Below are 18,484 nucleotides of genomic sequence, written 5' to 3'. Positions count from 1 at the left end.
CGGCGCGGTGATCATCACCATGGGCAACCGCCCCGAGGAACTCCGGTCCCTGCTCGACTCGGTCGCCAAGCAGGACGGCGACCGCGTCGAGGTGGTCGTGGTCGGCAACGGCTCGCCCGTCCCGGACGTCCCCGAGGGCGTCCGCACGGTCGAACTGCCCGAGAACCTCGGCATCCCGGGCGGACGCAACGTCGGCATCGAGGCCTTCGGCCCCGGCGGCACCGACGTGGACGTCCTCCTCTTCCTGGACGACGACGGCCTGCTGGCCCGCCACGACACGGCCGAGCTGTGCCGCCGGGCCTTCGCCGACGACCCGGACCTCGGCATCATCAGCTTCCGCATCGCCGACCCCGAGACCGGTGAGACCCAGCGCCGGCACGTGCCGAGGCTGCGCGCCGCGGACCCGATGCGCTCCTCGCGCGTCACCACGTTCCTCGGCGGCGCCAACGCGGTCCGTACGAAGGTCCTCGCGGAGGTCGGTGGGCTCCCCGACTCCTTCTTCTACGCCCATGAGGAGACCGACCTCGCCTGGCGGGCCCTCGACGCCGGCTGGATGATCGACTACCGGTCCGACATGGTGCTCAACCACCCGACGACCGCGCCCTCGCGGCACGCGGTCTACCACCGCATGGTGGCCCGCAACCGCGTCTGGCTCGCGCGCCGCAACCTGCCGGCGCCGCTCGTCCCCGTCTACCTCGGCGTCTGGATGCTCCTGACTCTGCTGCGCCGCCCCTCGCGAGCGGCGCTGCGTGCCTGGTTCGGCGGTTTCAGGGAAGGCTGGACCAGTCCGTGCGGACCCCGCCGTCCCATGAAGTGGCGTACCGTGTGGCGGCTGACCCGACTGGGCCGACCACCTGTCATCTGACAAGCTCGATTCTGAGAGCGTTCGGGCCGTACCCGGTCCCCGGCTCATGCCTATGCCCGACCCGGCTGTGTGCATCTTGAAGACGAAAGTTTCCACTTGTGAGTGAGACAACGCATGACGGCGGAGTCGCGGTGAGCGACCGGCCGTCGCCCGACGACGGGCTCTCCGCGGCCGAGCTGGCCGCCAAGTACGGGCTCGCGGTCAGTGGTGCCCGGCCCGGGCTCGGCGAGTACGTCCGCCAGCTCTGGGGCCGACGGCACTTCATCCTCGCCTTCTCGCAGGCCAAGCTGACCGCCCAGTACAGCCAGGCCAAGCTGGGCCAGCTGTGGCAGGTGGCGACGCCGCTGCTGAACGCGTTCGTCTACTTCCTGATCTTCGGCCTGATCCTGAAGGCCAACCGCGGTATGTCGCACGACGTGTACATCCCGTTCCTGGTGACCGGCGTCTTCGTCTTCACCTTCACGCAGAGCTCGATCATGGCGGGCGTGCGGGCGATCTCGGGCAACCTCGGGCTGGTGCGCGCGCTGCACTTCCCGCGGGCCTCCCTGCCCGTCTCGTTCGCCCTCCAGCAGCTCCAGCAGCTGCTGTTCTCGATGATCGTGCTGTTCGTCGTGGTGATCGCCTTCGGCAGCTACCCGGGCCTGTCCTGGCTGCTGATCATCCCCGTGCTGGTCCTGCAGTTCCTCTTCAACACGGGTCTCGCGCTGATCGTGGCGCGGATGGGCTCCAAGACGCCGGACCTTGCCCAGCTGATGCCGTTCGTCCTGCGCACCTGGATGTACGCGTCCGGTGTCATGTTCTCCATCAGCACCATGCTCGAGGGCCGGCCCGAATGGATCGCCCGCGTGCTCCAGGCGAACCCGGCCGCCGTCTACATGGACCTGATGCGCTACGCGCTCATCGACGGCTACGGCTCCTCCAACCTGCCGCCGCACGTGTGGGCCATCGCCCTCTTCTGGGCCCTGGCCACCTCCGTCGGCGGGTTCGTGTACTTCTGGAAGGCTGAAGAGAGGTACGGCCGTGGCTGAGCTCGAAAAGGGATCCCACATCCCGACCGTCATCGCGGACGAACTGCACATCGTCTACCGCGTGAACGGCGCCAAGACCGGCAAGGGCAGCGCGACCTCCGCCCTCAGCCGCATCCTCAAGCGCGGCGAGGAGCGCGGTGTGCGCAAGGTGCACGCCGTCAAGGGCGTGTCCTTCACCGCGTACCGGGGCGAGGCCATCGGTCTGATCGGTTCCAACGGTTCCGGCAAGTCCACCCTCCTGCGGGCGATCGCCGGCCTGCTCCCCGCGGAGAAGGGCAAGGTCTTCACCGACGGTCAGCCCTCGCTGCTCGGCGTGAACGCGGCCCTGATGAACGACCTGACGGGCGAGCGGAACGTCATATTGGGCGGTCTCGCGATGGGCATGACCCGGGAGCAGATCAGGGAGCGCTACCAGGGCATCGTCGATTTCTCGGGCATCAACGAGAAGGGCGACTTCATCACCCTGCCGATGCGGACCTACTCCTCCGGCATGGCGGCGCGGCTGCGCTTCTCCATCGCGGCGGCCAAGGACCACGACGTCCTGATGATCGACGAGGCGCTCGCGACCGGTGACCGCTCCTTCCAGAAGCGGTCCGAGGCCCGTATCCGCGAGCTGCGCAAGAGCGCGGGCACGGTGTTCCTGGTCAGCCACAACAACAAGTCGATCCGCGACACCTGCGACCGCGTCCTGTGGCTGGAACGCGGCGAGCTGCGCATGGACGGCCTGACCGAAGAGGTCCTCAAGGAGTACGAGAAGTTCACGGGCAAGTAGCCCGTTTCGCGCAGGGCCCCGCCGGAACTCTTCGGCGGGGCCCTGCGTCTGCAAGGGAAACGCCAACTCCCGTCGGCATAAGGAATCTTGACGCCAATCGGTGTGTTGTTGTGATGTGCAGGACACCCCGACGGAGTGTGCCGCGTTGTACAACGTAAGCTGTACCGGTGCTGAAACGCGTCAAGTGGGGCGATAATACGCGACACCCGGCACCGTCACGCTGCGCGGATCTCCGGGCGGCGTGTCCGAAATGGGCAGGGTTGGGTCGGCAGTGTAGAACGGGAGATGTGACGGCAATGGCTACGGTGACGCTCCAGCTCCGCGATGCGTGTGCCGTCCTCGCGTCGGGCGGCGAGCGGTGACCGAAGCCGGGACGGCCCACACCGGTGATCCGGTGCGCGGCACCCTCGACAAAGCCGCGGACGAGAACTTCCCCGTGGCCCCGTTCTTCCTGCCCAGGGCCTGGCGTGACGACCTGATGGCCGTGTACGGCTTCGCCCGGCTCGTCGACGACATCGGGGACGGCGACCTCGCCCCGGGCGGCGCCGACGCCCGCCTGCTCGGCGTGTCGGCCGCGGAGGCCGACGACCGTATGGTCCTCCTCGACGCCTTCGAGACCGATCTTCACCGCGTGTTCGATTCGGTCCCGCGTCATCCCCTGCTGCGCCGGCTCCAGCCCGCCGTGCACCGCACGGGACTCACCCCCGAGCCCTTCCTCGCCCTGATCGCGGCCAACCGCCAGGACCAACTGGTCCAGCGGTACGAGACCTACGAGGACCTGCTCGCCTACTGCGAACTGTCCGCGAACCCCGTCGGCCGCCTGGTCCTCTCCGTCACCGGAACGTCCACGCCCGAGCGGATCCGCCGCTCCGACGCGGTGTGCACGGCGCTGCAGATCGTCGAACACCTCCAGGACGTCGCCGAGGACCTCGGCCGCGACCGCGTCTACCTGCCCGCCGAGGACATGAAGCGGTTCCACGTCGTCGAAGCGGATCTCGGGGCCCCCACAGCAGGCGCATCGGTGCGAGCACTGGTTGCATACGAAGCAGAACGCGCCTTGAACCTCCTGAATGAAGGCACCCCCCTCGTGGGTAGCGTCCACGGCAGGCTGAAACTGCTGCTCGCGGGGTTCGTCGCGGGGGGAAGGGCGGCGATCCGTGCGATCGCCGCCGCACAATACGACGTACTTCCCGGCCCGCCCAAGCCCGGCAAGCTCCAGTTGCTGCGCGAGGTGGGAGTGACTCTGCGAGGAGAGGGGTGATCCGGACCGTGGAGTCGGAACAGCACGTGTCCGCACCGGTACTCGCCGCGTACAGCTACTGCGAGGCGGTGACCGGCCAGCAGGCACGGAATTTCGCGTACGGCATCAGGCTGCTGCCGACGCCCAAGCGTCGGGCGATGTCCGCGCTCTACGCGTTCTCCCGGCGTGTCGACGACATCGGCGACGGCATGCTGGCACCGGACGTCAAGGCTGTGCGGCTCGAGGACACCCGGGCGGTGCTCACCCGGGTCCGCGCGGGCGCCGTGGACGAGGACGACACCGACCCCGTCGCGGTCGCTCTCAGCCACACCGCCGCGAGCTTCCCGGTACCTCTCGAGGGCCTGGACGAACTCATCGACGGCGTGCTGATGGACGTACGCGGTGAGACGTACGAGACCTGGGGCGACCTGAAGGTCTACTGCCGGTGCGTGGCCGGGGCGATCGGGCGGCTCTCGCTCGGCATCTTCGGTACCGAACCGGGGGCGCGTGGCGCCGAGCGCGCGCCGGAGTACGCCGACACGCTCGGGCTCGCGCTCCAGCTCACCAACATCCTGCGCGACGTCCGGGAGGACGCCGAGGGCGGGCGCACCTATCTGCCGGCCGACGACCTGGCCAAGTTCGGCTGCTCGGCCGGTTTCGGCGCGCCGACGCCACCACCGGGCTCCGACTTCGCGGGCCTCGTGCACTTCGAGGTGCGCCGGGCCCGGGCCCTGTTCGCCGAGGGCTACCGGCTGCTTCCCCTGCTGGACCGGCGCAGCGGCGCCTGTGTCGCGGCCATGGCGGGGATCTACCGGCGGCTGCTCGACCGCATCGAGCGCGAGCCCGAGGCCGTCCTGCGCGGCCGCGTGTCGCTGCCGGGGCGCGAGAAGGCGTACGTCGCCGTGCGCGGTCTGTCCGGTCTGGACGCGCGGCACGTCTCCCGGCGTACCGTGCGGAGGCGCGTCTGATGGACAATATGGGCCAAGGTGACTCCACCGGAGAAAAGCGGCACGCAACCCTCCGGAGCCGGACGGCGTCCCTGACTGCGACGGCCTGCCGTGCATCGTCCGGTCAACACGGTGCGGCCGCGGGGGAGGGTGCACGATGAGTGAGGTCGAGTCCACGGACGACTCCGGCCGGGCGGCCGCCGTGGTGATCGGCGGCGGGCTCGCCGGGATCACCGCCGCGCTCGCGCTGGCCGACGCCGGGCTGCGGGTGACGCTGCTCGAAGGCCGCCCGCGCCTCGGCGGTCTCGCGTTCTCCTTCCAGCGCGGCGCGCTCACCGTGGACAACGGACAGCATGTCTACCTGCGCTGCTGCACCGCCTACCGCTGGTTCCTCGACCGCGTCGACGCGACCTCGCTGGCGCCTCTGCAGGATCGTCTCGACGTGCCCGTTCTCGACGCGGACGGCCCCGCGGGAAGGCGGCTCGGCAGAATCGGGCGCGACGCGCTGCCCGTACCGCTGCACCTCGCGCGCAGCCTCGCGACCTATCAGCATCTCTCGCTCGCCGAGCGCGCGAGGGTCGGCCGTGCCGCGCTCGCGCTCAAGGGTCTGGATCTCACGGATCCGGCACTCGACGCGGAGAACTTCGGCGACTGGCTCGCCGCGCACGGTCAGTCGGAACGTGCCGTCGAAGCACTGTGGGACCTCGTGGGGGTCGCCACCCTCAACGCGGTGGCCGAGGACTCCTCGCTCGCCCTCGCCGCGATGGTGTTCAAGACCGGTCTGCTGTCCGACCCGGGAGCCGCCGACATCGGCTGGGCGCGCGTCCCACTGGGCGAACTGCACGACACCCTCGCCCGCAAGGCGCTCGACTCCGCGGGCGTGCGTACCGAGATCCGTACACGCGTCACCTCCGTCTCCCCGTACGAAAACGGACGTTGGAGCGTTCAGGTTCCCGGCGAGCGCATCGAGGCCGACACCGTCGTGCTGGCCGTACCCCAGCGCGAGGCCCACGACCTTCTGCCCGAGGGAGCGCTCGACGCCCCCGAGCGGCTCCTGGAGATCGGCACCGCGCCGATCCTCAACATCCACGTCGTCTACGACCGGAAGGTCCTCACCAAGCCGTTCTTTGCGGCACTGGGCTCCCCGGTGCAGTGGGTCTTCGACCGTACCGAGGCCTCCGGGCTCCGGGAGGGGCAGTACCTGGCGCTGTCGCAGTCGGCGGCGCAGGACGAGATCGACGAACCCGTCGCCGCGCTGCGCGAGCGGTACCTGCCGGAGCTGGAGCGGCTGCTGCCCGAAGCGCGCGGCGCCGTCGTGGAGGACTTCTTCGTGACCCGGGAGCGCACCGCGACGTTCGCCCCCACCCCGGGCGTCGGGCGGCTGCGGCCCGGTGCCCGCACCAAGGCCCCCGGCCTGTACCTGGCCGGAGCGTGGACCGCCACAGGGTGGCCCGCGACCATGGAGAGTGCGGTTCGCAGTGGCGTCGTCGCGGCGGGCGCCGCGCTGGACGCCCTGGGCCGGCCCCGTGACCACCTTCTCGGAGTCTTCGAGGAGGCGGCATGACGCTCGACCGGAGCATCGCGGGCCCCCGCACCCCCGGTACCGCAACAAGAGGAGAGATTGTGCCCACTGTGCCCCCGGCCGAAGCGGCTGCCGACGCGGTGGACGTGACCGCGCTCCTGGAGCGCGGCCGGACCCTGGCCACACCGGTGCTGAAGGCGGCCGTCGACCGCCTCGCGGCGCCCATGGACACCGTCGCCGCCTACCACTTCGGCTGGATCGACGCCGAGGGCAGGCCCGCGGACGGCGACGGCGGCAAGGCGGTGCGCCCCGCGCTCGCCGTGCTCTCCGCGCAGGCCGCCGGCGCAGACCCCGAGGTGGGCGTCCCCGGAGCGGTCGCGGTCGAACTGGTCCACAACTTCTCGCTCCTGCACGACGACCTGATGGACGGCGACGAGCAGCGCCGCCACCGCGACACCGTCTGGAAGGTGCACGGACCCGCCCAGGCCATCCTGGTCGGCGACGCCCTGTTCGCGCTGGCCAACGAGGTCCTGCTGGAGCTCGGCACCGTCGAGGCCGGCCGTGCCACCCGGCGGCTGACCACCGCCACCCGGGCGCTCATCGACGGCCAGGCCCAGGACATCTCCTACGAGCACCGCGACCGGGTCAGCGTCGAGGAGTGCCTGGAGATGGAGGGCAACAAGACCGGCGCCCTGCTCGCCTGCGCCTGCTCCATCGGCGCGGTCCTCGGCGGCGCCGACGACTTCACCGCCGACACGCTGGAACGATACGGCTACCACCTCGGCCTCGCCTTCCAGGCCGTCGACGACCTGCTCGGCATCTGGGGCGATCCCGAGGCCACGGGGAAGCAGACCTGGAGCGATCTGCGCCAGCGCAAGAAGTCCCTGCCGGTCGTGGCCGCGCTCGCGGCGGGCGGCCCCGCCTCCGAGCGGCTCGGTGACCTGCTCGCCGAGGACGCCAAGGCCAGCGACTTCGAGAACTTCTCCGAGGAGGAGTTCGCCGTGCGCGCCGCGCTCATCGAGCAGGCGGGCGGCCGCGAGTGGACCGCCCAGGAGGCACGCCGCCAGCACGCGATCGCCATCGAGGCGCTGGACGCCGTCGCGATGCCCGGGCACGTGCGGGCCCAGCTCGTGGCGCTCGCCGACTTCGTCGTCGTACGGAAGAGATGATCACTATCGGTCGAATAAACCTCGCGTAGCTGCCGGCCGGTGCCTCCCCAAGCTTCGAACCTCGTTCGGGTGGCGGGATTCCCATCCGAACGAACGCACCGGCCGACGGCGGACCCACAGCAGAGACGTACCACTGCACGAAGGGGAAGCCATGACAGCGACGACCGACGGAAGCACCGGGGCCCTGCCGCCCCGCGCTGCCTCGGCCAGCGAAACCCAGCGCGAGACGACTCCCGAGGCGGCCGGGACGGTCGAGACCCGAGATGCCGCCACGCGCGCCATGGAACGTGCCACGGACTTCCTGCTCGCGCGGCAGGACGCCCAGGGCTGGTGGAAGGGCGACCTCGAGACGAACGTCACCATGGACGCCGAGGACCTGCTTCTCCGCCAGTTCCTGGGAATCCGTGACGAGCCGACCACCCGCGGCGCCGCGATGTTCATCCGTGGCGAGCAGCGTGACGACGGCACCTGGGCCTCGTTCTACGGCGGCCCCGGCGAACTCTCCACCACCATCGAGGCGTACGTCGCCCTGCGGATGGCCGGGGACGCCCCGGACGAGCCGCACATGGCGAGGGCGTCCGCCTGGATCCGCGAGCGCGGTGGCATCGCCGCGGCCCGTGTCTTCACCCGGATCTGGCTCGCCCTGTTCGGCTGGTGGAAGTGGGACGACCTGCCCGAACTGCCACCGGAGCTCATCTACCTCCCCAAGTGGATGCCGCTGAACATCTACGACTTCGGCTGCTGGGCGCGGCAGACGATCGTGCCGCTCACCGTCGTCTCCGCGAAGCGCCCGGTGCGGCCCGCGCCGTTCCCGCTGGACGAGCTGCACGCCGACCTCCGCAATCCCAACCCGGTCAAACCCCTGGCCCGCGCGACCAGTTGGGACGGCTTCTTCCAGCGCCTGGACAAGGCCCTGCACCAGTACCGCAGGGTCGCACCGCCCGCCGTGCGCCGCGCCGCGATGAAGACGGCGGGACGCTGGATCATCGAGCGGCAGGAGAACGACGGCTGCTGGGGAGGCATCCAGCCGCCCGCCGTCTACTCGGTCATCGCCCTGCATCTGCTCGGCTACGACCTCGAACACCCGGTGATGCGCGCGGGGTTGGCCTCGCTCGACCGGTTCGCCGTGTGGCGCGACGACGGTTCCCGGATGATCGAGGCCTGCCAGTCGCCGGTGTGGGACACCTGTCTGGCGACCATCGCGCTGGCCGACGCGGGAGTGCCGGCCGACCATCCGCAGCTCGTCAGGGCGGCGGACTGGATGCTCGGGGAGGAGATCGTCAGACCCGGCGACTGGTCGGTCAAGCGGCCCCAACTGCCGCCCGGTGGCTGGGCGTTCGAGTTCCACAACGACAACTACCCCGACATCGACGACACCGCGGAGGTCGTCCTCGCCCTGCGCCGCGTCCGGCATCACGACCCTGACCGCGTCGAGCGGGCCATCGGGCGCGGGGTCCGCTGGAATCTCGGCATGCAGTCGAAGGACGGCGGCTGGGGCGCGTTCGACGTCGACAACACCAGTGCCTTTCCCAACCGGCTGCCGTTCTGCGACTTCGGGGAGGTGATCGATCCGCCCTCCGCCGACGTCACCGCGCACGTGGTGGAGATGCTGGCGGTGGAGGGGCTCGCGCACGACCCGCGCACCCGGCGGGGCATCGAGTGGCTGCTCGCCAACCAGGAGCCGAACGGGTCCTGGTTCGGGCGCTGGGGTGTCAACTACGTCTACGGCACGGGGTCGGTGGTCCCCGCGCTCGTGGCGGCGGGGCTGCCCGGCTCGCACCCGGCGATCCGCAGGGCCGTGGCCTGGCTGGAGTCCGTGCAGAACGACGACGGCGGCTGGGGCGAGGACCTGCGCTCCTACGACGACGTCGGGTGGAGCGGCCGGGGCGCCTCGACCGCCTCCCAGACCGGCTGGGCGCTGCTCGCCCTGCTGTCCGCCGGCGAGCGTGACTCCAAGGCCGTGGAGCGCGGGGTGGGCTGGCTCGCGGACACCCAGCTGTCCGACGGCTCCTGGGACGAGCCGTACTTCACGGGGACCGGCTTCCCGTGGGACTTCTCGATCAACTACAACCTCTACCGGCAGGTGTTCCCGCTCACCGCGCTCGGTCGCTACGTCCACGGCGAGCCCTTCTCCACCGGGGAGGGGGGCTGATGGACAGGCAGCCCGCACCGGCCCCGCTCCTGATCGCCTGCGCGCTCGGCATCGAGCACCTCGCGCTGCGCACCGGCGACCGGAGCGGTGCCGACGGGCCGGTCACCGTGCTGCGCACCGGCATGGGGCCCAAGGCCGCCGACCGGTCGGTCACCCGGGTCCTCGCCGACCCGGGGCTTCGTGCGGCGGCCGTGCTGGCCACCGGGTTCTGCGCGGGGCTCGCCCCGGGCATGCACCCCGGTGACCTGGTCGTCGCCGAGGAGACCCGGGACCCGGGCGGCACCACGCCGTGCGTGGGCACCGATCTGCTGGTCAAGGAACTCGTGCGCGCCGTGCCCGGCCGCACGGTCCACACGGGGCCGCTCACCGGCTCCGATCACGTCGTCCGAGGTCACGAGCGCTCCGGGCTGCTCGCGACCGGAGCCATCGCCGTCGACATGGAGTCCGCGGCCACTCTGCTCGGCGCGGTCCGTGCCGGCCCGCGTCCCGTTGCGGCCGTACGGGTGGTCGTGGATGCTCCAGAACATGAACTCGTCCGAATTGGCACGTTCCGCGGTGGAATATCAGCTTTCCGCGTTCTTCGTGCCGTTCTTCCCGCTTTCTTTGAATGGCACCGTTCTTTGTTGCTCCCTCGGAGGTGAGCCGTATGGCCATGCCGCTTCGGCAGTCCATGAAGGTCGCTGCATACCTGTTTGAACAGAAGCTCAGGAAGCGGGACAAGTTCGCCCTGCTCGTCGAGTTGGAACCGCTCTTCGCGTGCAACCTGGCGTGCGAGGGCTGCGGCAAGATCCAGCACCCCGCGGGTGTGCTCAAGCAGCGCATGCCCGTGGCCCAGGCGGTGGGAGCCGTCCTCGAATCCGGTGCGCCGATGGTGTCCATCGCCGGCGGCGAACCCCTGATGCATCCTCAGATCGACGAGATCGTGCGCCAGTTGGTGGCCAAGAAGAAGTTCGTCTTCCTCTGCACCAACGCGATGCTGCTGCGCAAGAAGATGGACAAGTTCAAGCCCTCGCCGTACTTCGCCTGGGCCGTGCACATCGACGGGCTGCGCGAGCGGCACGACGAGTCCGTCGCGAAGGAAGGCGTCTTCGACGAGGCGGTCGCGGCCATCAAGGAGGCCAAGCGCCGCGGCTTCCGGGTCACCACCAACTCGACCTTCTTCAACACCGACACCCCGCAGACCATCATCGAGGTGCTCAACTACCTCAACGACGACCTGAAGGTCGACGAGATGATGCTCTCGCCCGCCTACGCCTACGAGAAGGCCCCCGACCAGGAGCACTTCCTCGGGGTCCAGCAGACCCGGGAACTGTTCAAGAAGGCCTTCGCGGGCGGCAACCGACGCCGCTGGCGGCTCAACCAGAGCCCGCTCTTCCTGGACTTCCTGGAGGGCAAGGTCGACTTCCCGTGCACCGCCTGGGCGATCCCGAGCTACTCGCTCTTCGGCTGGCAGAAGCCCTGCTACCTGATGAGCGACGGGTACGTGCAGACGTACAAGCAGCTCCTGGAGGAGACCGACTGGGACTCCTACGGCCGCGGCAAGGACGACCGGTGCGCCAACTGCATGGCGCACTGCGGCTACGAGCCGACCGCCGTCCTCGCCACCATGGGCTCCCTCAAGGAGTCGATCCGGGCCGCCCGCGAGACCTTCACGGAAAGCCGCGGGTGAGGCCATGACCGCCGTTTCCCTGGGCGTTCCCGAGCTGCCGGTCCGCCCGATCGCGGAGCGCCGTGTGTCGCGGCGGATCCAGGTCGGACCGGTGGCGGTCGGCGGCGGGGCGCCCGTGTCGGTGCAGTCGATGACCACGACCCGCACCTCGGACGTCGGGGCCACGCTCCAGCAGATCGCGGAGCTGACCGCGTCCGGCTGCCAGATCGTCCGGGTCGCCTGCCCCACGCAGGACGACGCGGACGCTCTCGCGACCATCGCCCGGAAGTCCCAGATTCCCGTGATCGCGGACATCCACTTCCAGCCGAAGTACGTGTTCGCGGCCATCGACGCGGGCTGCGCCGCGGTGCGGGTGAACCCCGGCAACATCAAGCAGTTCGACGACAAGGTGAAGGAGATCGCGCGCGCCGCGGCGGACGCCGGGATCCCGATCCGGATCGGCGTCAACGCGGGCTCGCTGGACCGGCGCCTGCTCCAGAAGTACGGCAGGGCGACGCCCGAGGCGCTCGTCGAGTCCGCGCTCTGGGAGGCCTCGCTCTTCGAGGAGCACGGGTTCCGGGACATCAAGATCTCGGTCAAGCACAACGACCCGGTGATCATGGTCAACGCGTACCGGCAGCTGGCCGCCGCGAGCGACTACCCGCTGCACCTCGGGGTGACCGAGGCGGGGCCCGCCTTCCAGGGCACCATCAAGTCGGCCGTGGCGTTCGGCGCGTTGCTCGCCGACGGCATCGGGGACACCATCAGGGTCTCCCTGAGCGCGCCGCCGGCCGAGGAGTGCAAGGTCGGCATCCAGATCCTGGAGTCGCTCGGCCTGCGGCAGCGGCGCCTGGAGATCGTCTCCTGCCCCTCCTGCGGCCGCGCCCAGGTCGACGTCTACAAGCTGGCCGACGAGGTCACGGCCGGCCTGGAGGGCATGGAGGTCCCGTTGCGCGTCGCGGTCATGGGCTGTGTCGTCAACGGCCCCGGCGAGGCGCGGGAGGCGGACCTGGGGGTCGCCTCCGGCAACGGAAAGGGCCAGATCTTCGTCAAGGGCGAGGTCATCAAGACCGTCCCCGAGTCGAAGATCGTCGAGACCCTGATCGAAGAGGCGATGAAGATCGCCGAGCAGATGGAGAACGACGGCGTCGCGTCCGGGGAACCGGCCGTCACCGTGAGCTGATCAGCACGGACCGAGAGGGGGCCCGACGTGACGATTCTGGAGAACATCCGGGGACCACGCGACCTGAAGGCGATGTCCGAGGCCGACCTGGGTGAACTGGCCGAAGAGGTGAGGGAGTTCCTGGTGCACGCGGTCGCCAGGACCGGCGGTCACCTCGGACCCAACCTGGGAGTGGTGGAGCTGTCCATCGCCCTCCACCGGGTCTTCGAGTCACCGGTCGACCGCATCCTGTGGGACACCGGCCATCAGAGCTACGTGCACAAACTGCTGACGGGACGCCAGGACTTCTCCAAGCTGCGCAGCAAGGGCGGCCTGTCCGGCTATCCCTCGCGCGAGGAGTCCGAGCACGACGTCATCGAGAACAGCCACGCCTCAACGGCGCTCGGCTGGGCCGACGGACTCGCCAAGGCACGCCAGGTGCAGGGCGAGAAGGGCCACGTCGTCGCGGTCATCGGCGACGGGGCGCTGACCGGCGGCATGGCCTGGGAGGCGCTGAACAACATCGCCGCCGCCAAGGACCGGCCGCTGATCATCGTCGTCAACGACAACGAACGCTCCTACGCGCCCACCATCGGCGGCCTCGCGAACCACCTCGCGACCCTGCGGACGACCGACAGCTACGAACAGGTCCTCGCCTGGGGCAAGAGCGTCCTGCTGCGCACGCCCCTCGTCGGCAACACGATCTACGAGTCCCTGCACGGCGCGAAGAAGGGCTTCAAGGACGCCTTCGCGCCCCAGGGCATGTTCGAGGACCTCGGACTCAAGTACGTCGGCCCGATCGACGGCCACGACATCGGGGCGGTGGAGTCCGCGCTGCGCCGCGCGAAACGCTTCCACGGACCCGTGCTCGTCCACTGTCTGACGGAGAAGGGCCGCGGCTACGAGCCCGCGCTCGCGCACGAGGAGGACCACTTCCACACGGTGGGGGTGATGGACCCGCTCACCTGCGCTCCCCTCGCGCCCTCCAGCGGGCCCTCCTGGACCTCCGTGTTCGGTGAGGAGATCGTCAGGATCGGTGAGGAGCGCGCGGACGTCGTGGCCATCACGGCGGCCATGCTGCATCCCGTGGGGCTCGGGAAGTTCGCCGAGCGGTTCCCCGACCGGGTGTGGGACGTCGGAATCGCCGAGCAGCACGCCACGGTCTCCGCGGCCGGCCTCGCCACCGGTGGCCTCCACCCCGTCGTCGCCGTGTACGCGACCTTCCTCAACCGGGCCTTCGACCAGCTCCTCATGGACGTGGCGCTGCACCGCTGCGGTGTGACCTTCGTCCTCGACCGGGCCGGCATCACCGGAGTCGACGGTGCCTCGCACAACGGCATGTGGGACATGTCGATCCTCCAGGTCGTGCCCGGCCTCAGGATCGCCGCGCCGCGCGACGCCGAGCAGCTGCGGGCCCAGCTGCGGGAGGCGGTCGCCGTCGACGACGCGCCGACCCTGATCCGCTTCCCCAAGGAATCGGTCGGCCCGGAGATCCCGGCGGTGGACCACGTGGGTGGACTCGACGTCCTGCACCGGGGCGAACGCCCCGAGGTGCTGCTCGTCGCGGTGGGCGTCATGGCCCCGGTCTGCCTCCAGGCCGCCGATCTGCTCCAGGCGCGCGGCATCGGCTGCACCGTCGTCGACCCGCGCTGGGTCAAGCCCGTCGACCCCGCGCTGCCCCACCTCGCGGCCGAGCACCGGCTCGTCGCCGTCGTCGAGGACAACAGCCGGGCCTCGGGCGTCGGCGCGGCCGTCGCGCTGGCCCTCGGGGACGCCGAGGTCGACGTACCCGTCAGGCGCTTCGGCATCCCGGAGCAGTTCCTCGCGCACGCCAAGCGGGCCGAGGTGCTGGCCGACATCGGGCTCACGCCCGTGGAGATCGCCGGGCGGATCAGCGCGGCCCTGGCCGTCGGGGCCGAGCGGTCCAAGACCGCGTACGAGCCGATCGAGGCCGCCGAAGGGCCGGCCGAGGACGCGTCGTCCAAGGAGAAGCGGACATGACCGACCCTGCCGACAAGGGGGAGTTCGACCTCGGAGCGCTCCTCGCCGAGCGCGGCGCCGAGCGCTACGAGCTGCACACGAAGTACCTGAACCACCAGCTCCCGCGCATGCTCCACACCATCGGCTTCGACAAGGTCTACGAGCGGGCCGAGGGCGCGCACTTCTGGGACGCCGACGGCGACGACTACCTCGACATGCTCGCCGGGTTCGGGGTGATGGGTCTCGGCCGTCACCACCCCGTCGTCCGGCAGGCGCTGCACGACGTCCTCGACGCCTCGCTCGCCGACCTCACCCGCTTCGACTGCCAGCCGTTGCCGGGGCTGCTCGCGGAGCGGCTGCTCACCCACAGCCCGCACCTGGACCGGGTCTTCTTCGGCAACAGCGGCACCGAAGCGGTCGAGACCGCGCTGAAGTTCGCCCGGTACGCCACCGGCAGACCGCGGATCCTGTACTGCTCGCACGCCTTCCACGGGCTGACCACCGGCTCCCTGTCCGTGAACGGAGAGGACGGCTTCCGCGACGGCTTCGCCCCGCTGCTGCCCGACACGGCCGTCCCGCTCGGTGATCTCGATTCCCTGGCACGGGAGTTGAAGAAGGGCGACGTCGCCGCGCTGATCGTGGAACCGATCCAGGGCAAGGGCGTCCACGAGTCCCCGCCCGGATATCTGCGCGCCGCCCAGGAGCTGCTGCACCGGCACAAGGCACTGCTCATCGCGGACGAGGTGCAGACCGGGCTCGGCCGGACCGGGGACTTCTACGCCTACCAGCACGAGGAGGGGGTCGAGCCGGACCTGGTCTGCGTGGCCAAGGCGCTCTCCGGGGGCTACGTGCCGGTCGGCGCGACCCTCGGCAAGGACTGGATCTTCAAGAAGGTCTACTCCTCCATGGACCGGGTCCTCGTGCACTCGGCGAGCTTCGGATCCAACGCGCAGGCCATGGCGGCGGGCCTCGCGGTGCTCTCCGTCATGGAGAACGAGCAGATCGTCGCCAACGCGCGGGCCACCGGTGAACAGCTGAGGTCCCGGCTGACGGCACTGGTCGACCGGTACGAGCTGCTCAGCGACGTACGCGGCCGGGGCCTGATGATCGGCATCGAGTTCGGCCGGCCCACCTCGCTCAAGCTGCGCAGCCGCTGGGCCATGCTGCAGGCCGCGCGCAAGGGTCTGTTCGCGCAGATGGTCGTCGTTCCGCTGCTCCAGCGGCACCGCATCCTCACCCAGGTCTCCGGGGACCACCTGGAGGTGATCAAGCTCATCCCGCCTCTGGTGATCGACGAGCGGGACGTCGACCGGTTCGTGGAGGCCTTCACCGCGGTGATGGAGGACGCGCACGGCGGCGGCGGGCTGATGTGGGACTTCGGGAAGACGCTGGTGAAGCAGGCGGTGGCCAACCGCTAGGACGGGCCGCCGGGACAGGTCCCGGCCCCGCCGAGGAGGCGAACTCCGACGGCTTTTGCCTCTGAGGCAAGGAAATTGCCCCGGAGGCAATAATCGGGCTCAATGGACCCATGAGCCCTGCCGATCCCGCCGATCCAGTGGCGGCCGACGAGCCGTCCCCCGAGCTGCGCGCCGTGGCGCCCCAGCTCCGGGCACTGCGCCGCGCCGCCTCCCTCACCCTGGAGGCGGCGGCCCGTGATGCCGGGCTCTCACCCGCCCATCTCTCCCGGCTGGAGACCGGGCAGCGCCAGCCCTCGCTGCCGGTGCTGCTCACGCTGGCCCGCGTCTACGGTACGACGGTTTCCGAACTGCTCGGCGAGACGGTGGCCGACCGTGACGCGATCGTGCGGGCCGGCGACATGGAACCGGCCCCGGCGGGCGGCTGGACCTACTGGAAGGCCGGCGCGGCCGGCCGGGGCATGCAGGCGCTGCGCGTGCACGTCCCGTACGGCTCGCAGGGCGACATCGTGCGGGTCCATCCGGGCGAGGAGTGGCTGTATGTCCTCCAGGGGCGGCTCAGGCTGCGCCTCGGGGACACCGCGCACGTCCTGGAGCCCGGGGACAGTGCCCACTTCGACTCGCTCACCCCGCACCGCATCGCCGCCGCCGAGCGCGACGGGGCCGAGCTCCTCTTCGTACACACCCTGCTGCAGAGCCCCGTCGCCGCGCTGTGCCTCGGCCCGGCCGCCGGCCACCTCACCCCGGGAGAGACGTCATGACCGAACCCGTAGAACCCCGCCGGTCCATGGAGGAGAAGTTCCCGCGCGCCCTGTGGGTGCGGCTGATCATCTACGTCGCCGTCGGCCACGTCTTCGCGGCCTTCATCTACCTGCTCTTCACGCTGGGCGCGCACAACCAGTAGCGCCCGGACCCGGCGCGATCGGCGGGGGCCCGGGCCGCCCGGGCTCAGTCCAGGAGTCGCTCGCGCAGGCGTTCGCGCAGCTCGGGCGTCAGCCCCAGACCCTGTTCCAGATAGGTGTCGACGCCGCCCCAGGTCTCCTCGATCGTGTCGAACGCGGCCGTCAGGTACTCCGCGCGCGCGTCGAAGAGGGGGCTGAGCAGCTCCATGACCTCGGGGGAGTACGCGGCGGCCGAGGTGTTGCTGCGGCGCACCTTGTAGCGGCGGTGCGTGGCGTTCGACTCCAGGTAGTCGGCCACGATCGCGTCGCGCTCGACGCCGAGGGCGAGCAGGGTGACGGCGATGGACAGACCGGCCCGGTCCTTGCCGGCGGCGCAGTGCATCAGCGCGGGCACGCTGTCCTCGGTCAGCGCGCGCAGCACCTGGGAGTGCTCGGCGGTGCGCTCCTTGATGATCGTGCGGTAGGAGTTGATCATGCGGTTCGCGCCCTTGCCGTCGCCGAGGATCGCGTGCAGCTGGTCGAGGTCGCCGTCACGGACCATCTTCCAGAACTCGCTCCCGTCGGCCGGGTCGCTCAGCGGGAGATTCACGTTCCGGACGCCCGGCAGTTCGACGTCCGGGCCCTCCAGCCGCTGGTCCGCCGCGTTGCGGAAGTCGAAGATCGTGTGGAGTCCCAGGGAGATGAGGAACGCGGCGTCCTCCTCCGTGGCGTGCGCGAGGTGGCCGCTGCGGAACAGGTGCCCGTAGCGCACTCGTCGGCCGTCCGCGGTGGGCAGCCCGCCCACGTCGCGGAAGTTGCGCACTCCGCCGAGCTCGGGCTCGGTCGACGGGACCTGCTGCGTCACGGGGGCTCCTCCCCTTCGGCCGTCGGTGTCACCGGGCTGGACTCGGCGTCGATCGTCGGCAGTTGTCTTCGGCTCGCGCTCCCGACGATACGACATGGGTTCCTGGGGCAATGAGTCGTCCACAGGCGGTCACATGACACCCCGCACCACCCCCGGTGAGCGGCCGTGACGGGGCCGCGGAGCGAACCCCCGGCACGGCGCGCGCTCGCCGCGGCGGTACGGAGCTCCGCGGGGGATCCGGTCAGCCTGCCGCATAAAGCGTATGAACGTCATGGAATCGGCTGAATCGACCGAAGTGACGCGCCGGTGCGTCATGGTTCGAGTGCGAGCCGCACAAGGGGTCGGATGTGGAAGATATCCGCCGGTGTCGCATGTGGCCGTTCTGTCTGAATTGGTGGGTAAATTCCAACTGTCCCTGAAATGGGGTGTCGTGGGACAAGTCGCGTGAGGAGCGTCATATTCGTGACGATGCGTTGCCGTCGTCCTTTCTCAACCCGCCCGCATTCCCGGGCCGGTTGAGGGACCGGAAAGATCGTCATTCCACGGAGGGTGACGGCGAATACCGCATGGATCAAGAAAGGCGAGCGCACGGAAATCGCCCATAGTTGTCGACACGCTCGCATCTCGCTTACGTTCTGCCTCAATCCGGACGGACGCCCAATCCTGCCGCCGCCCGGAATCCGCACACTCACCCGTACACGGCAGGAGCGGGGGACCCACAGGTTTCGTGCCTGGTCCGGTCTCCGGAACAGGCTAGGGGTACAGCCGCGCAGCAGCGCGGCCGGGCATCTCCAGTCCGCACCCGACAGCTCACCCCGCAGGCGCCGGAGAGGAAATC

The 18,484-nt window shown here is 70.2% G+C and carries 17 protein-coding genes and 1 riboswitch; of the genes, 16 read left to right on the top strand and 1 reads right to left on the bottom strand.

Features of this window, described 5'->3' with window-relative positions:
• Nucleotides 1–19 precede the first annotated feature (19 nt).
• From ACFYW7_RS10370 to ACFYW7_RS10295, 16 genes are all read left to right on the top strand, one after another.
• Entirely contained in the window at nt 20–865 is an 846-nt protein-coding gene (locus ACFYW7_RS10370) for a glycosyltransferase family 2 protein (RefSeq protein WP_389500430.1), read from the top strand.
• 98 nt (nt 866–963) lie between these two features.
• Nucleotides 964–1,893, top strand: coding sequence for an ABC transporter permease (locus ACFYW7_RS10365; RefSeq protein WP_389500134.1), 930 nt, complete (start codon nt 964–966; stop codon nt 1,891–1,893).
• Complete coding sequence (locus ACFYW7_RS10360) at nt 1,886–2,665, top strand: ABC transporter ATP-binding protein (protein ID WP_389500132.1); 780 nt, start codon at nt 1,886–1,888, stop codon at nt 2,663–2,665. Before ACFYW7_RS10365 ends, ACFYW7_RS10360 begins: the two co-directional genes overlap by 8 nt.
• A gap of 358 nt (nt 2,666–3,023) precedes the next feature.
• Nucleotides 3,024–3,926: a squalene synthase HpnC gene (gene hpnC, locus ACFYW7_RS10355; RefSeq protein ID WP_389500130.1), complete on the top strand. Its 903-nt coding sequence runs from the start codon at nt 3,024–3,026 to the stop codon at nt 3,924–3,926.
• Complete coding sequence (gene hpnD, locus ACFYW7_RS10350; protein ID WP_389500128.1) at nt 3,923–4,873, top strand: presqualene diphosphate synthase HpnD; 951 nt, start codon at nt 3,923–3,925, stop codon at nt 4,871–4,873. The genes hpnC and hpnD overlap by 4 nt, the downstream gene beginning before the upstream one ends.
• Entirely contained in the window at nt 4,873–5,013 is a 141-nt protein-coding gene (locus ACFYW7_RS10345; RefSeq protein ID WP_389500126.1) for a DUF6380 family protein, read from the top strand. Before hpnD ends, ACFYW7_RS10345 begins: the two co-directional genes overlap by 1 nt.
• Entirely contained in the window at nt 5,010–6,416 is a 1,407-nt protein-coding gene (gene hpnE, locus ACFYW7_RS10340; RefSeq protein ID WP_389500124.1) for a hydroxysqualene dehydroxylase HpnE, read from the top strand. Before ACFYW7_RS10345 ends, hpnE begins: the two co-directional genes overlap by 4 nt.
• Nucleotides 6,413–7,543 carry a polyprenyl synthetase family protein gene (locus ACFYW7_RS10335; protein WP_389500122.1) on the top strand — a complete coding sequence of 377 codons (1,131 nt, stop codon included), beginning with the start codon at nt 6,413–6,415 and terminating at the stop codon, nt 7,541–7,543. Before hpnE ends, ACFYW7_RS10335 begins: the two co-directional genes overlap by 4 nt.
• Before the next feature lie 151 nt (nt 7,544–7,694).
• A complete protein-coding gene (gene shc / locus ACFYW7_RS10330) occupies nt 7,695–9,695 on the top strand; it encodes a squalene--hopene cyclase (RefSeq protein WP_389500120.1) in 2,001 nt (666 codons plus the stop codon).
• Entirely contained in the window at nt 9,695–10,336 is a 642-nt protein-coding gene (locus tag ACFYW7_RS10325; protein WP_389500118.1) for a 1-hydroxy-2-methyl-2-butenyl 4-diphosphate reductase, read from the top strand. The genes shc and ACFYW7_RS10325 overlap by 1 nt, the downstream gene beginning before the upstream one ends.
• A 5-nt stretch (nt 10,337–10,341) precedes the next feature.
• A complete protein-coding gene (gene hpnH / locus ACFYW7_RS10320; protein ID WP_261706226.1) occupies nt 10,342–11,364 on the top strand; it encodes an adenosyl-hopene transferase HpnH in 1,023 nt (340 codons plus the stop codon).
• Nucleotides 11,365–11,368: 4 nt separating this feature from the next.
• Nucleotides 11,369–12,526 (top strand): flavodoxin-dependent (E)-4-hydroxy-3-methylbut-2-enyl-diphosphate synthase, encoded by a 1,158-nt coding sequence (gene ispG / locus ACFYW7_RS10315; RefSeq protein WP_389500115.1) that lies wholly within the window; start codon nt 11,369–11,371, stop codon nt 12,524–12,526.
• Between the two features lie 27 nt (nt 12,527–12,553).
• Nucleotides 12,554–14,506, top strand: a complete 1,953-nt coding sequence (dxs, locus tag ACFYW7_RS10310) for a 1-deoxy-D-xylulose-5-phosphate synthase (protein ID WP_389500113.1) — start codon at nt 12,554–12,556, stop codon at nt 14,504–14,506.
• Nucleotides 14,503–15,903: an aspartate aminotransferase family protein gene (locus tag ACFYW7_RS10305; protein ID WP_389500111.1), complete on the top strand. Its 1,401-nt coding sequence runs from the start codon at nt 14,503–14,505 to the stop codon at nt 15,901–15,903. Before dxs ends, ACFYW7_RS10305 begins: the two co-directional genes overlap by 4 nt.
• Nucleotides 15,904–16,013: 110 nt before the next feature.
• On the top strand, nt 16,014–16,661 hold the full coding sequence (locus ACFYW7_RS10300; protein ID WP_389500109.1) for a helix-turn-helix domain-containing protein: 648 nt from the start codon (nt 16,014–16,016) through the stop codon (nt 16,659–16,661).
• 26 nt (nt 16,662–16,687) lie between these two features.
• Nucleotides 16,688–16,804, top strand: a complete 117-nt coding sequence (locus tag ACFYW7_RS10295; RefSeq protein WP_389500428.1) for a DUF6126 family protein — start codon at nt 16,688–16,690, stop codon at nt 16,802–16,804.
• Nucleotides 16,805–16,848: 44 nt separating this feature from the next.
• Here the strand turns inward: ACFYW7_RS10295 and ACFYW7_RS10290 are convergent, their stop codons facing one another.
• A complete protein-coding gene (locus tag ACFYW7_RS10290) occupies nt 16,849–17,646 on the bottom strand; it encodes a tyrosine-protein phosphatase (protein WP_389500107.1) in 798 nt (265 codons plus the stop codon).
• Between the two features lie 679 nt (nt 17,647–18,325).
• A riboswitch (cyclic di-AMP (ydaO/yuaA leader) is annotated at nt 18,326–18,483 on the top strand.
• Nucleotide 18,484 lies beyond the last annotated feature (1 nt).

The sequence above is a fragment of the Streptomyces sp. NPDC002580 genome (genome assembly GCF_042889485.1).
Classification (GTDB): domain Bacteria; phylum Actinomycetota; class Actinomycetes; order Streptomycetales; family Streptomycetaceae; genus Streptomyces.
Note: the sequence above shows the minus strand (reverse complement) of the source record. Positions and strands in the feature narration are given on the sequence as shown.

Coding starts and splice junctions, on each gene's coding strand:
- ispG (WP_389500115.1), top strand. CDS start 11,369: ATGACCGCCGTTTCCCTGGGCGTTCCCGAGCTGCCGGTCCGCCCGATC.
- ACFYW7_RS10295 (WP_389500428.1), top strand. CDS start 16,688: ATGGAGGAGAAGTTCCCGCGCGCCCTGTGGGTGCGGCTGATCATCTAC.
- shc (WP_389500120.1), top strand. CDS start 7,695: ATGACAGCGACGACCGACGGAAGCACCGGGGCCCTGCCGCCCCGCGCT.
- ACFYW7_RS10335 (WP_389500122.1), top strand. CDS start 6,413: ATGACGCTCGACCGGAGCATCGCGGGCCCCCGCACCCCCGGTACCGCA.
- hpnH (WP_261706226.1), top strand. CDS start 10,342: ATGGCCATGCCGCTTCGGCAGTCCATGAAGGTCGCTGCATACCTGTTT.
- ACFYW7_RS10305 (WP_389500111.1), top strand. CDS start 14,503: ATGACCGACCCTGCCGACAAGGGGGAGTTCGACCTCGGAGCGCTCCTC.
- ACFYW7_RS10325 (WP_389500118.1), top strand. CDS start 9,695: ATGGACAGGCAGCCCGCACCGGCCCCGCTCCTGATCGCCTGCGCGCTC.
- ACFYW7_RS10300 (WP_389500109.1), top strand. CDS start 16,014: ATGAGCCCTGCCGATCCCGCCGATCCAGTGGCGGCCGACGAGCCGTCC.
- hpnE (WP_389500124.1), top strand. CDS start 5,010: ATGAGTGAGGTCGAGTCCACGGACGACTCCGGCCGGGCGGCCGCCGTG.
- ACFYW7_RS10370 (WP_389500430.1), top strand. CDS start 20: ATGGGCAACCGCCCCGAGGAACTCCGGTCCCTGCTCGACTCGGTCGCC.
- ACFYW7_RS10345 (WP_389500126.1), top strand. CDS start 4,873: ATGGACAATATGGGCCAAGGTGACTCCACCGGAGAAAAGCGGCACGCA.